The organism is Leptospira wolffii serovar Khorat str. Khorat-H2 (genome assembly GCF_000306115.2).
In the GTDB taxonomy this organism is placed as follows: Bacteria; Spirochaetota; Leptospiria; order Leptospirales; family Leptospiraceae; genus Leptospira_B; species Leptospira_B wolffii.
The window spans coordinates 812225-825556 of the sequence record NZ_AKWX02000004.1 but is presented as its reverse complement, the minus strand read 5'-3'; the positions used below and the strand labels follow the sequence as shown (position 1 = coordinate 825556).

The 13332-nt window shown below is 46.8% G+C and carries 16 protein-coding genes; 6 read left to right on the top strand and 10 right to left on the bottom strand.

Going from position 1 to position 13332, the window contains the following annotated elements:
- Positions 1–14 precede the first annotated feature (14 nt).
- Together LEP1GSC061_RS03840 and LEP1GSC061_RS03835 are read right to left on the bottom strand one after the other, a co-directional pair.
- Positions 15–539, bottom strand: a complete 525-nt coding sequence (locus LEP1GSC061_RS03840; RefSeq protein WP_016543686.1) for a SiaB family protein kinase — start codon at positions 537–539, stop codon at positions 15–17.
- A gap of 9 nt (positions 540–548) precedes the next feature.
- The gene (locus LEP1GSC061_RS03835; RefSeq protein ID WP_040508033.1) at positions 549–1835 is read right to left on the bottom strand and encodes a beta-ketoacyl-[acyl-carrier-protein] synthase family protein; all 1287 of its coding nucleotides are present in this window, start codon (positions 1833–1835) and stop codon (positions 549–551) included.
- A gap of 317 nt (positions 1836–2152) precedes the next feature.
- Here LEP1GSC061_RS03835 and LEP1GSC061_RS03830 point away from each other — a divergent pair, with 317 nt between their 5' ends.
- The gene (locus LEP1GSC061_RS03830) at positions 2153–2581 is read left to right on the top strand and encodes an LA_2478/LA_2722/LA_4182 family protein (protein ID WP_040508032.1); all 429 of its coding nucleotides are present in this window, start codon (positions 2153–2155) and stop codon (positions 2579–2581) included.
- Positions 2582–2622: 41 nt separating this feature from the next.
- Here LEP1GSC061_RS03830 and LEP1GSC061_RS03825 read toward each other — a convergent pair whose 3' ends face one another.
- On the bottom strand, positions 2623–3012 hold the full coding sequence (locus LEP1GSC061_RS03825) for a DoxX family membrane protein (protein WP_016543970.1): 390 nt from the start codon (positions 3010–3012) through the stop codon (positions 2623–2625).
- A 123-nt stretch (positions 3013–3135) separates the two neighbouring features.
- Between LEP1GSC061_RS03825 and LEP1GSC061_RS03820 the strand changes: the two genes are divergently transcribed.
- Complete coding sequence (locus LEP1GSC061_RS03820) at positions 3136–3564, top strand: MarR family winged helix-turn-helix transcriptional regulator (protein WP_016543939.1); 429 nt, start codon at positions 3136–3138, stop codon at positions 3562–3564.
- 41 nt (positions 3565–3605) lie between these two features.
- Here LEP1GSC061_RS03820 and LEP1GSC061_RS03815 read toward each other — a convergent pair whose 3' ends face one another.
- From LEP1GSC061_RS03815 to LEP1GSC061_RS03785, 7 genes are all read right to left on the bottom strand, one after another.
- On the bottom strand, positions 3606–4076 hold the full coding sequence (locus LEP1GSC061_RS03815) for a hypothetical protein (RefSeq protein WP_016543814.1): 471 nt from the start codon (positions 4074–4076) through the stop codon (positions 3606–3608).
- A gap of 165 nt (positions 4077–4241) precedes the next feature.
- Positions 4242–4715 (bottom strand): hypothetical protein, encoded by a 474-nt coding sequence (locus LEP1GSC061_RS03810; protein WP_156844480.1) that lies wholly within the window; start codon positions 4713–4715, stop codon positions 4242–4244.
- Between the two features lie 149 nt (positions 4716–4864).
- Complete coding sequence (locus tag LEP1GSC061_RS03805; protein WP_016543331.1) at positions 4865–5821, bottom strand: lysylphosphatidylglycerol synthase transmembrane domain-containing protein; 957 nt, start codon at positions 5819–5821, stop codon at positions 4865–4867.
- A 22-nt stretch (positions 5822–5843) separates the two neighbouring features.
- Positions 5844–6194 carry a histidine triad nucleotide-binding protein gene (locus tag LEP1GSC061_RS03800; protein WP_016543871.1) on the bottom strand — a complete coding sequence of 117 codons (351 nt, stop codon included), beginning with the start codon at positions 6192–6194 and terminating at the stop codon, positions 5844–5846.
- A 6-nt stretch (positions 6195–6200) separates the two neighbouring features.
- Positions 6201–7097, bottom strand: a complete 897-nt coding sequence (locus tag LEP1GSC061_RS03795) for an ROK family protein (RefSeq protein ID WP_016543927.1) — start codon at positions 7095–7097, stop codon at positions 6201–6203.
- Positions 7094–7759: an ABC transporter ATP-binding protein gene (locus tag LEP1GSC061_RS03790; RefSeq protein ID WP_016543463.1), complete on the bottom strand. Its 666-nt coding sequence runs from the start codon at positions 7757–7759 to the stop codon at positions 7094–7096. Before LEP1GSC061_RS03790 ends, LEP1GSC061_RS03795 begins: the two co-directional genes overlap by 4 nt.
- A complete protein-coding gene (locus LEP1GSC061_RS03785) occupies positions 7756–8280 on the bottom strand; it encodes an efflux ABC transporter permease (protein WP_016543707.1) in 525 nt (174 codons plus the stop codon). Before LEP1GSC061_RS03785 ends, LEP1GSC061_RS03790 begins: the two co-directional genes overlap by 4 nt.
- A 69-nt stretch (positions 8281–8349) precedes the next feature.
- On the opposite strand from LEP1GSC061_RS03785, the gene LEP1GSC061_RS03780 reads away from it, so the two are divergent.
- The 4 genes from LEP1GSC061_RS03780 (at position 8350) to LEP1GSC061_RS03765 (ending at position 13329) form a co-directional block, all read left to right on the top strand.
- Positions 8350–9912 carry a tetratricopeptide repeat protein gene (locus tag LEP1GSC061_RS03780; protein ID WP_016543475.1) on the top strand — a complete coding sequence of 521 codons (1563 nt, stop codon included), beginning with the start codon at positions 8350–8352 and terminating at the stop codon, positions 9910–9912.
- Positions 9913–9948: 36 nt separating this feature from the next.
- Positions 9949–10602, top strand: a complete 654-nt coding sequence (locus LEP1GSC061_RS03775; protein ID WP_052006475.1) for a hypothetical protein — start codon at positions 9949–9951, stop codon at positions 10600–10602.
- 76 nt (positions 10603–10678) lie between these two features.
- Positions 10679–12154 carry a TolC family protein gene (locus tag LEP1GSC061_RS03770; RefSeq protein ID WP_016543857.1) on the top strand — a complete coding sequence of 492 codons (1476 nt, stop codon included), beginning with the start codon at positions 10679–10681 and terminating at the stop codon, positions 12152–12154.
- Complete coding sequence (locus LEP1GSC061_RS03765) at positions 12151–13329, top strand: efflux RND transporter periplasmic adaptor subunit (RefSeq protein WP_016543777.1); 1179 nt, start codon at positions 12151–12153, stop codon at positions 13327–13329. Before LEP1GSC061_RS03770 ends, LEP1GSC061_RS03765 begins: the two co-directional genes overlap by 4 nt.
- The last annotated feature ends 3 nt before the right edge of the window (positions 13330–13332 follow it).

Here is a 13332-nt window from a genome sequence, read left to right as displayed (position 1 = left end):
AGACCGATTTCGTTCTATTCGTTCCCATCCAGAAGAAATCTGGCGGTTAATCTAAAGAAGATTCCGTCTTCTCCTTCTTCGAATTGGTATACGAGAGGTAGATCTGACTTTCTGGCGATCTCGTAGAAACCCAATCCGGCTCCTTTACTTTCCTCTGGACGATCGGATCTGATTTGATCGTTGTATTTTTGTTTCAGTTCCTCGGGAGAGAATTTTTTGGTTTCCTCCAGTCTGGATCTTAAAAAGTCCGCTTGTTCCCTAGTGATCGCGTTTCCGCAGTTCAATTCCCAATTCTTTTCCTTTCTTCTTAATGCGAGGATTCCGATCCCGGACTTCTCGTCTCTTTCGTCGGAATAATGGGCCACATTCTGTGCCATTTCCACGAAAACGGTGAGGATCCGGTTCTTCTTTTTTTCTCCTTCCAGTTTTTCCTTTAGAAGTTCGTTCAGAGAAGAGATCGTGGTCTCGGAGAAAGGCCCCTTGTAAAGTAAGGCGATCCCGGTCTTTTTTAGAATATTATATTGTTTTGATAGTTGCATCCTATCACCTCAAAATTCGGGAGCGGCCAGACTTACGAAGGAGGATTGACTACCTATGGCGAAGGCCATGGAGACCGCGTTCCTGATTTTGGTTTTCCGGGCTCCTTCGGCTACGTGGTCGTGGTCGCATTCCGGATCCGGATTCTCCAAATTGATGGTAGGACATATCGTTTGGTTTTTGAGCATGAGAGAAGTCGCCGCCACGTTGATGATGCCCGCCGCTCCGAACGTATGGCCGAAGATCGGCTTGATGGAACCCACCGGTGCCCAATGGAATTTCGGCTTTCCATCATACAAAAGAGAGATCGCTCTGCTTTCCGCCAAATCATTATTATGCGTTGCGGTCCCGTGTCCGCAGAAATAATCCACGTCTCCCAATCGTAAGCCGCTGATTTTAAGTAGATGTTTCAGGCCGGTAGCCGCCTTTTTGCCGGTAAGGTCCATTCTCATTGCATGGTCCGCCTCGTTATAACTATAGGTTCCCAAGACTTCCGCGTAGATTCTCGCCCCTCTTTGTTGGGCTCTGTCCAGACGCTCTAGTACCAGAACTACTGCACCTTCTCCCAATAGGAAGCCGTCCCTATTCTTATCGTAAGGACGCATTCCTTTTTTGGGTTCCTTATCTTCCAACGACATGACACGGCTCAAAGGATCGGAGTACATCATCATGAGAGGTTGCAGAAGCGGAAACTCGTGGCCTCCGGCATACATAACCTCCGCTCTACCTTTTCGGATGGCTTGGTAGCAAAGGCTGATAGCGTGGTGACCTCCGACGCAAGCGGCCGAAATCGTAGTAACGAATCCTTGTATGTTGGCGTTGATGGCGGTAAGATTCGTGGGATTGGAAGCCATGGAAGTCAGAACTGAATATCGATCGAAAACGTTATCGTTCTTTTCCTCCAGATATTTTCTCCATGCAAAATCCCACCAGGATAAGGAGGCGCGAGAGGAAGAATCGATGAATCCCACCCGAGACGGTTCTAAACTGCCCTTGGCTATGCCTGCATCCTTATTGGCTTCCTCCATTGCAGCCATAAGCGCGAAAGTTTCGGTATTATAATTCTTTGCATGTTTTTCGGACAGATCGGGAAGATGTTTCTTCCAGTCGAAGGTGTTCATTTCCGCAGCGACCTTCACGGGGAAATTCTCCGTAGGGAAGCGGGTGATGAAATCTAGTTGGGACTTTCCTTCCGAAATATTCGTCCAGAAGTCGGCCAGGTTGAAAGTGTTGGGGAGAATGACTCCGATTCCCGTGATGACCACCCGGGAATTTTTTCCGTTTTTTGTTTTGTCCATGGTTTTCGAAATTTTTAAGAACCTAAGCGATTGATGTATGTTTGGAAATAAAAAATCTTCCTGAGACATATGTGACGGAAAAAAGACGAAAAATCCGCCTCTAACGAAAAGAAGGCGAACTATACCGGGAGCCTAGGACTTTTCCTTCTATGAGGCCCGGAAATACCCGCAAGAGGCAACGTTATTTGCTAGCGGGTCCATCGAAACCCTCCATTAAAACGAAGGAAGAATTCGCAATTTCTTTCCAGTCAGGAAAAAGGATTTTCCGTAGGAATCGGGCGGATAAATTTGTCCGAAATTTATTTCCGGAGTTTCAAATGAAACGTATAACAGCGCTAATGCTTTCGGCCTCGGTTTTCCTATTTCTTGCCGCCTGTTCCAAATCTCCCGAAGAGAGGCTTTTGGATCTGGCTCCCCGTTTTCAGAAAGCGATGTGTGCCAAAACGATAGAATGTACCAAGGACGAATTGGAAAAGATTCCGGCCCAATACAGATCCATGGTTCCGCAAATGCTCCAATCCGAAGAAGCTTGTGTGACCTTCTTCCAGCAAAAATTCGAAGAGCAAAAGAAGCTTAGAGAAGAGAAGAAGGAAAAGATCACGGAAGAAATGGTAAACGCTTACGAAAAATGCGTGAAAGGACTCGAGACCACGACCTGCGATCCTTTCAAAGGCCAGAGAGGAGGCGGCGGACCGGCGAGAATTCCCGGTTGTGAAGATCTGGAAAAATTCTCACCATCCAAATAAGTTCCTACACAAGCGTCCCGAAAATCGGGGCGCTTTCTTTCTCATTCTTCCGTAATCAACCTTAGCCAGGATCGTCTTCGACGGATCACCAGGGTTCCGAAGGCCGCTAAGAGAAAAATACTCATCGCGATGGGAGGAACTCCCACACCGGATTGTAAAACCAATAAATAGGGTACGATATTCGCTATTATGGGTCCTAACAAGAGTAGTCCCAGGTTTACCGAGCGATCGGAAAGCAGCAAAAGACCGCCTAGGATTTCCAGAGTTCCTACCAATTGCCAAAGATAGCCGGAGGCGACGATGGCACCTATAAAATTCGCGGCCTGGGGCATCATGGGCGGAGTGGGTATAAACGAGTAGAATTTACTGGCGCCGAATAGAAGGAATACCAGGGCCAATGCCGATCTTAGGGAAATATCCAACAACTTCATAAGAAGTCTCCTTTGTTCTTAAATACTTGTTTAGACAAGTAAATCCGGGCTTACCACGATTTCCAGTTTTGGTCAATTAGAAATTTGTCTGGACAAGTAAATTTATGCCGGTAATCTTGTAGAATGTTCCGTTTGGACGATCAGATAGGATTCAACGTGTATAGGGTCGCCCTTCTTTTTAGAAGGGAACTACTTCGGGCATTGAAGGAATACGATCTAACTCCGGAACAATGGCAGATTTTGGCGACTCTCTGGGAACAGGGCTCCCTGAACCAGACGGAGATTATAGCTTTGACTTTGCAGGACGCTCCATCCGCTTCCCGTACGGTGGCCAGATTGCAGAAAAAGAAATTAGTCACTAAGACTCCTTCCAAAGAGGATAAGAGAGCCACCATCGTCAAGTTGACCAAATACGGGGAAAGTCTGCAGGAAGAGATTCCTTCCGTCTTGCTCGGTTACTTTAAGCCGTATTTCGACGTCGTTCCTTCTGCGGACCAGAAGGAATTGCTTCGCATTTTAAAGGAATTTCGGACCGCGTTCGGAGACAGATGAGAAATCCGTAATCTCACCTGGCTTGCAAAATTATCGAAAACCTATTTGATTATACAATATATATTATAATCTTCTAACTCTTTGATAAATTGAAATTCGGTCGATTTCGGATCTTCGGCGGCAATTTTATAACTTTTGTCTTTTGATGTGTCTACCCAAATGATTACGACGAATCGATATCCTAATCTATAGATAAACGCTTGTCCTATCGCTTCTCGGATACTCGCCCCGGTGCGGATAACCTTGACTTCGATCGCAATTCCGTCTTTGGCGATACTCATGTCGGGCCGGTGATCATGCCCGAAGGCGGTGATTCTCGTCATTACTTGCTGGATGTTCCGTTGGTCTATAAAATCGTCGAAGTTCGGTTGAAGGGCTCCGGAGAGTCTATCCTCGAATTTTCTTTCATCTTCCGAATTTATGTCTAAAGACACCTTGTGGACGATTTTTATGATTTTTTCTACGCTTTCCCAAAAATAACCGGTTTTTCTACTCGGAAGAAATACGGACATAGGATTCGACTCTCCTTGAATCTTGGGATTTTTTCGAAGTGAAAAGTTATGTGCTATCTTTTCTTATTCCGAATTTCCGTATATTAGGATAAATCGATAATTTGAAAATCAAAAAAATGTGTTAAAAGTATCTAACGCGAAAGAGGGAGAAGAGAAAGAATTCGATTAATCGCGGATTTGCCAGAGGATAAAATCGATCTTCTTTAGATCCGAAATTTTATTTTCCGGGTATTTTTCGTCGAAAAGCCGGACGGCTTCCTGTCCTGTTTCGGAACTTAAATAATCCGCGTACCAATCCTGAATTTCTGAATAAAGCTGAACTATTCTATCCAATCTGTCCGGATCGGATGCTTTAGGGATTTCCAATTCTAAATTTCCTAGGACGATCGAATCCCAAATCGGTTGTTCGGGATTTAGGGTGGCAACTAGTTTACTCGAAAAAGAAGCCTCTACTCTCCCCGTCTTTTCCTTTAGGTAACGTACGGTTTTTTCGAAGGAAGGGTTTTCCTTTTTCTGCGATTCCATAAATCCGTAATAGATTTCGCGGAAATTGCTCCTTCTGCGCAGGCGGTAGAAATGATTGAATTCTTTCTGAAAATCCGTGTCTTTAGATACATCGGATCGAAGAAAGTTTTCCATTAATCTTTCGTATTTGTTTAAGCCTTCCGCGATCTTCGGCAGCGCTTTTTGTATGTTAGAGGTCGAAACTAAGGTCTTGAGTTCGGAAGGATCTCTTTTTCGGTTCATACTAAACTAATGCGAAAACGGACTCGAGATGGGTAGGATCCTCACGAATCCGCTTTTACTACCGCCTTGCCGGAAAAAGACCAGTAGATATATAAAATCGCAGTCAGAATTCCTAATGCGACCATCTGGCCTAGATGCACCGTCGTCGCATAGACGAGTCCTTCCGAGCTGCTTCTCCCCAAAAGGACGAAACCGGAAGTGATAGAAGCGTGATAGACTCCCGCACCCGAAGGAGCGGAGGGGACCATAACTCCGACGGCTCCGCAGAACATGATGAATACGGTTTCAAGAGGACTGAGATGAATCCCCACCAAGTATTGTAGAAAAGTATAATGGATTGCGTATCCGAAAAGCCAGGTGGCGGCGGTCAATCCTCCGTATAAGATCACGTTTCGTGTGGTGAGAAAACTTCCCAACTCCCGGATCTGAGGGGAGAGTTTTTCGGAGAAGAATTCCTTTTTCTTGAATTTGCCCGCGAGAGCTTCTCCCCAGCGAATCAGTGTTTCGTGAAAGAAGCGGATGATTGCGAGAGTGGAAAAGATTCCCACGATTCCCAATAACGGCAGGATGAATCTGGCCTTATCCTGGTTGACTCCCAGAACGAACAGGGCTCCGAGTCCTGCGCAAAAAATAAAGGAGAAGTCTAAAACCTTTTCTAGAAAGATTCCGCTCACCAAGGAAGCGTAACCTATATCCGTGCCTTGCCTGCAGAAATATAATCGAAATAGATCCCCTCCTCTGGCGGGTAGGAACTGATTGGCTCCGACTCCTATATATGCGGAAAGAAGGGAGGTTCGAAACGGAACCTTCTTGCCCAGAAGCAGATACCATCTCCAGGAGAATAGATACAATCCCCAAACGATCGTAATCAAGAAAGGAATCAGATAGATCGGCTGCCAACGTTCCCGGATCTCGGAAAAGCCGGAAAGATCCAAGTTCCAGAATAAGAATCCAAGGGACAAGGCGCTGATTAAGAAGCCAAGGGCGAGTTTCTTCAAAGTCCGATCTCCGTTCTTAACCTTAGCCCGGCGGCCAGGTCATTTGTCTTTCGCCTAAAAGATGGAAATGCAGATGGAAGACAGTCTGTCCTCCTAGTTTCCCCGCATTATTCACCACTCGGAATCCGTTCTTGTCCAATCCTAAACTCTTGGCTAGATCCGAGACGCGATACAGGATCTCTCCCAATAAGGCCTTGTCGGAAGAATCGACCTCGTTTAGGGCGACGATATGCTTTTTCGGGATTACGAGCACATGCACGGGGGCCTGGGGAGAAACATCATGAAAAGATAATATATTTTCGTCTTCGAAAGCGATCTTCGCGGGAATTTCCTTGCGAATGATCTTACAGAATAAACAGTTCGTTTCGTTCATAGTTCCTCATCTTAAGCAAAGACTCGCAGCTCCCAAAGCTCCCGTCACCGCTCCTCCGGGAAGAATTCTCGTGTATTCTCGGAATATGGGAAAAATCGTCTCTCGGATCCTGGTTTCAAGCGGTTTTCCGAAACGGTCGTAGGACAAGGAGATCCCTCCGGAGAATACGATGCATTCCGGATTCAAGGTATGTACTAGATTTCTCACCGCATCCGCGAGTCTGTCCGTGCCGTAGTCCAGTATTTCTTTTGCATCCGAATTTCCGGACTCGGCCATTTTAAAAAAGGATTCTATATCCTCCAGGCGACTCCCCGTTTTTTCCAGGAATCTAGCCGCGAACCCGCTCGCGCTGAAATAGGCCTCGATACAGCCTCTTTGGCCGCAACCGCATAGGGCTCCTTCAGGAACCACCGTTGTGTGACCCACTTCCATGGAATTGCCTTTGTAACCGTCGAATAATTTTCCTTCGAATACCCAGCCGCCTCCGAGCCCCGTGCCCAACGTAAGAACGATCAGATTCGGAGAATTTTTTCCGGCTCCGAACCAGTATTCTCCCAATGCGGCGCAGTTCGCGTCGTTATCGTAGAAGACGGGGATTCCGAATTTGCGATTGAGGGAAGATACGATGGGAACCTCCTTCAATAAGGGAAGGTTCGCTGAAGATATTAGAATTCCTTGATCTTTGTCTATGGGACCCGGACTTCCTAAGCCGATTGCGGAGGCGGTCCTTCCCGTGCTTCGTAGAATTCCGGAAATCAGATCTTCGAGTTCGGATAAGAATTCTACGTTTCCCATTTTTGCGCCGGTGGGGCAACTCGCTTGGGAATGAATCTCGCCGGATTCGTCCGTTAGACAGGCTTTGATACTTTGGGCGCCGATATCCACGCCTAAATAAAGACTCATTTTACGACTCTGGTAAAACTTCCTTCTCTCATTTCGTAGATAGTCTTAGCGTCGAACGCAAGGTTCATATCGTGCGTAACGAGAAGTATGGTGAGTCCTCTGGAATTGAAATCGGAAAGAAGTTTGCGGACGAGTTCGCTATTTTCCGGATCCAAGTCTCCGGAAGGTTCGTCGGCCAGAAGAATTTCCGGTTCGTTGATGAGGGCTCTTGCAATCGCGGTCATCTGGATTTGTCCTCCTGAAAGACGGGAAGGCAATTGATCGCGGATGCTTTGTAGATTCAGACTGGAAATCAGGTATTCGCATTTTTCCCTGTATTCCTGTTCGGAGAATTTTCCTACGAGTAATGCCGGTAGAAGAATATTCTCCTCCACACTCAAATGGGAAACCAGGTCGGAAAATTGGAAGATAAGTCCTATGCTTTTGGCTCGAAATCCGGCCAACTCCGACTTGCTCATTGAGGAAATCTTGAGAGTATCGAAATAAATCTCTCCGGAACTGCTGGAAAGCATACCGGTGATCATAGAGAGTAGGGTCGTTTTTCCGGAACCGGAGGGTCCCACGATCGCGACATAGTCGGATTGATTGATATCGAAAGAAATCCGATCAACAGCTTTGGTCGTCCCGTAATGACGGGATAGATTATTAATCCGCAGGATCATTTTCCCCTCCGAATGGATTGGTAAGGATCCATGAGAGTGTAGAAGAAGGCCACCAGACTCCCGATGGCTCCCACTAGTAGGACGTCCAACGTAAGGGAGCCCAAATAATCCAAGAAGGAGGTTAACTCGGATTTGCCGTAAGGAAAGAATGCGGTCAAAAGGGTCGCCGAAAGGAATCCTAGGACATGCAAAATCCAGACTTCCAGGGTCAATAAAAGGACCACACCCGGACGATTTCCTCCCACGGCCATCATGATTCCGTTATCCCCCGACCTACCCATGACCCGGACCACGGTCATAAAAACTAAAGCGAGGCCGGAAAGGGATAAAACCAGATACGGAGATTTCAAAAAGAGATCGATATTAGTAATGTCCGCAGGCGCTTTTTCCGCGCGCAGGGAATGGACGCCGAAGATCAGGCCGTAGGCGAAAAAGGAAGAGAAGGCCACATGGAGTACACTAGTGATCCAATCCCGTAGAAAGAGGGAAAATGCAAAACGCAGATACGTGATTCTTCCCATCGGTGGCAGAATATTGAAAACGTTTGATTTTATCCAACAATTATTTAGTTAATAGCAGAAATTCTCAAAATGGTCTTCGTAATTTTAATCGCAGCCGGAATCATACTGATCGTCGCTGCCGGTTCCTTTCTCATCCAGTCCAAAAAGGACGCTTTCGAGAAGGCCCTGGCTTTGGCTGCGATGGGAAACTATGTGGAATCCCGGATTTTGATTCGCGATATTCTGGATGCGAATCCTTCCAACGTGAAAGCGCATTTCATCATGGCAAAGATCTACGCCATGGAAGGGGATTACATTAACGAAGCACGACATCTGGAAAAAATTAAGAAAATAGGAAGTTTCGATAAGGAAATTTCCGAAGTCGCAGTCTCGAATCGTATCGCGGATATTTTTTACCAACAGGATCTTTTCGAGGAATCGGTCTTCCATTATGTGGATACACTTTCCGTAGACCCGAATAATTTCGAAGCGAACGTTCGCATCGGGTTCATGGCGATCGGGCAAAAGGAATTCGGAATCGCGGACAAATTCTTATCCAGGGTTCCTGACGAAAGAATCAAGATGCCTGCTCTTCTCATAGCTAAGGGAGTGATCGCGGCGATACTTAGGAAGGGGGATCCGAAGCCTTATTTCCAGAAAGCGTTCGAAGAAGAACCTTCCTCTTCCGTATCCGGATTTCTCTACGCCTTATCTCTCGCAAGATCGGGAGATCATGACGAGGCGATAAAGGTCGCGAATTCGGTGGTGGATGTCGTATCCGACGAATACATACGTTATACTCTGTTTCAGTTTATCATGTTGGAGTTCATACAAAAGGAAAATTGGAACGAGGCGTTGAAGCACGCTCGCCTTTGTATGGAGACCGCGAGAAACAACGGTTGGAAGCAGGAGCTGATCGATTCCGATTTCCATTTCTCTCTAATTGCCGTCAAGATGGGAAGATTGGAAGACGCGAGCGAATACCTGATCGAAGCGGAATCGGAACGGGTGGACGATAATCGCATCATAGAATTAGCAAATTATAAATACCAGGTGGAGACCAAGAGACTGGATTTGGGAAAACCGTCCAAGAGCGGTTTCAGCCCCGAGCAGGAAATCTCCAGACTATTTGCCGAGCTTTTTCCCACGGAAAGATATTACGAAATCTCGGGACTTAAATCCTCCAAGTCCTTCCATATCAAGGGAATCATAGACGAGGAAGGAAATAAGATCGTGGTCGATGTGGCTAAGATCGGAATCAGCGCCTTGGATCATTTTAGGACGATCAAGGGGGTGGACTTCAAGAACCTATGCGTGAAAGTGGTGATTGCCTTGAATTACACGGTGAGTAGGGAGGTTCCGAACAAGGAGGGAGACGGAGTCAATTTTATGGGTCTGAACAAGACCGACAAGGAGACCCGCGCCTTATTCAAGTTCCGGAAATGGAAGGACGCCAAGATTTCCGACATCTTCCTAAGAGATACATTAAGCCAAGTCAAGGATATGGGGTTGGACAAGGCTTTCATCATAGGCGACGCAGAATTCACCGAAGGAGCGAGAAAATTCCTAACGGACAATCCTTCCCGTCTTTCTGTTCTCTACGGAAAGGATCTGGAAGAATTGCTTAAGAAAGCCTTGAAAAGCCAGGGTTAAAAAAGGAACCGGGAATCGATCGCAAGGGTCCTATTCATGTTAATCTATTTGTACGGAATCATATTGCCTTTCTCCAAGACATTCTACGCGCTTTTTTTCTCCAAGAGATCCTTTCGCATTCTAACCTCTGCCGCATTGCTCTTCTTAGTTTTTGCGCATATCCTTCTCTGTTCGGGGCCGCAGGATAGAACATTCTCCTCGGCAAGAGAGACGGAGATTCCGCCGAACCTGGAGAAAGGTAAGGTGTTCTTAGCGGGACACCAGGCGGATCATACTAAAAATACGCAGGAGATTCTTTCCTTACTGAAAAGGTTAGTGGACGGAACGGTCAAAAAGGATTTTAGATTTTTACCCGAGATCGTGTCCGTTAAGGAAGGAATCTATTTGGATCTGAAAGGGCATTGGAGCCGAGAGGATCTGATAAGGGAATTAGCTACGGAGAATAATTACTTCCAAACTTACTTCTTCGATAGGGAACTTTTGCAAAAACAGAAGAATTCTTCCGAAGTCCGCACAGTTAGGGACCTATTATTACAATCCGGAGGCATCGTAGCGGATCTATATTTTGAAAGCTCGAGCGCTTGCGAGGTTAAACTGCGGTTTAAGGAAAACTCCAAGTTGGAGAAGGAGCTCATCAATCCGTATTTCGTGAAATCGGAAGGAAAATGGTATTTGTACAGACTTTTCTGAGAGCTTTCATCGGGCCTGAAAACAAACTGACTTGCGGTACCGGGGGCGAATATTCAAATAGTCATAAGGATAGAGGATGCAAGATTTCTTATTGTTAACCGAAGCAAGATCGATTGCTAAACCCTCTGTCGAAAAAGGAAGCGGCTGGGCTCTTCTTCTGCTTTTTTCCGCTTCCGCGTTCTTCTTTCCTTTCAGTACTGTCGTGTATCCCGAGACGATCCCGTTCGAAATCTCCGAAGACAAGAAGGGAACTCTTCCTACGATCAACGAATCCAAGTCTTCTTCCAATACTTCCCAAGCGGGATCCGGAGTTTCTCCGGTTCCTGCGAACACTAAAATCATCGATTGGGATATCGATCGTCTGACGGAATATGCCGTTTCCAATAACCCGCTTTACTTGGCGGAAAGACAGAATATGGGAATCCAGAGAGGCCAGGTGATCACTGCTTCCTTGTATCGGAATCCTGTGCTTCAGTTCCAACAGCAATTCATCGGAGGAAATCCGAACTCTCAAGGAGGAAGTCCGGAAACCGCGCCCGGCCTTTTCCAAGATCTGGACGTTTACGGAGTGGTTCCGCTTCGTACTCGAGTCGCTAAGAAAGCGTTCGAGGCTTCCATCCAGGACTTTCGGAATTTCGACCGGATCTTTCGGATGAGATTGCGCCAGAACTATTGGGCCTTCGTATTCTTAACTCTACTTGTGGATACCAATAAGGAATTCTACGAAAACTACAGCGATCTTTTGGAACTCACCAAGTTCCGGGTCCAAAAGGGGGATATTTCTCCGTTAGAATTCGAGCGTCTGGAACTGGAAAGGATCCAGGTGGAGAAATATTACCGCGACGCGATCGTAAGAAGACAGACCATCGAAAAGGACCTTCGCATTCTTTCCGGACTCTCCGAGTCGGAGGGAGTCTTTGCCTTTAAGGTGGAATCCATGAAATTCAGAACCCTGGAAGAATTGGGTCTTTACCTCAAAGAGGATTTTCCTTCCATCGAGCGTCCGGACGTCGTTGCTCTAGAACAAAGGCTCCAGGAAAAGAAACTGAATATCGAGCTCCAGAGAAAAGAGGCCTTGGGTTGGTTGCAACTCGGAGGAGAATGGAGAGTAAAAGGCGGGGAGAATTACGGAGGCGTTTTTGCCACGATCCCTATCCCTCTGAACGATAGAGGACAGGGAAAAGTATACTCCGCCAAGGAAGAATACCGTAAATACGAATTGGCGCTGGACGCTAAGAAAAGGGAAGTAATGGCCGAGATTGAGGCCGCTAAAAAGGAACTTTTAGCCAGGGAAGAATTACTTACCAAATACGAAAGAATCAATCTGCTGCAAAAGAACAAGCAGTTGGAGGAAAAATCGCGGATCGCCTATGTCCGAGGCGCTTCCGATCAGGTCACCTTCCTCCAAGCAGAAAAAAATTACCTCACCATCCTCCGCGAATACTACGATCTACTCTATCTCTACTTCAATGCCGTAGAAGGCTATAAGGCCGCCACGGGAAAAATCGCGGAATCGGCGGCTAAGAGCCCGGTAAAAGGAGAAGGACAATGAAAGAACTATTCCAAAAATATAAAATTCTAATCCTTTTGGCCTTGGTGGTGACCACCGCCGTTTACGGTTACAAGTATTTCTCCAAAAAGAAACCGGAAAAGAAGGTTCAAGAAGAGAACAAGAACGTATTCTCCGTGCCTGAGGACGTGATTCGTAGGCATCCTTTAACGTATGTTAGCTTAAAGGAAGTGGCGCAGTTCGAAGAATTGGCACTGCCGGGTAGGATCACTTACGATCCGGAGAGCATGGCCAAGGTGGGTTCTCAGGTGGAGGCCCGCATCAAAAAGGTTTTAGTCAAGGAAGGGGACAAGGTCAGCCAAGGATCTCCTCTTGCCATTCTTTCCTCCGTACAATTGGGAGAGGTCGAGGCCGCGTATGTAAAAGCGAGAGCTTCCCTGGAGGCCTTGAAATTGCAGGCGGACAGGGCCAAAGAGCTTTTCGAAATGAAAGTTACCTCCGCCAAAGAATACGAACTAGCGACCATGCAATACAAGACCGCCAGAACGGAAGTGGAGACTACTCGAATCAAACTGGACAATTACGGGCTCACTCCTTCCGAGATAGAAGGGATAGAGAGAGGGATTTATGTTTCCTCCAACTTGGTTCTCCGTAGTCCGATCAACGGTGAGATCACGGAAAGAAAGGCCATACTGGGTCAGCAAGTCACTCGTAACGAGGAATTATTCACGGTAGCGAACCTAAGTCATCTTTGGGTGCTTCTGGATGTCTACGAAAAAGATCTAGCCGGAGTGAGAGAAGGAGCCCAGGCCACGATCTTTCCGTTGGGGGACGAGCATAGTAATGTCCAGATCCAAGGAAAAGTCGGGTATGTGGGAACCGTTTTGGATAACGTGAAAAGGACCGCAAAGCTGAGAATCATGGTCCAGAATAAAGGCGGAAAATTGAAGCCCGGTCAGACGGTTACGGCGAAGGTCGCCGGCTTAGTCGTCAGCACCGGAGAAGGAAAACGCAAGATGGTCCCTCTCGAAGCGGTCCATGAGATAGAAGGCAAATCCTACGTATTCGTTACTCACGGAGAGAATACCTTCGAGGCCGTCAATGTGATAGTAGGAGATACGATCGAAGACGATGTGATCCTACTAGGCGGTCTTCCGGAGGGTTCCCAAGTAGTTTCTAAGGGGTCCTTCGTACTGAAAAGCGAATACCTGAAATAGAGC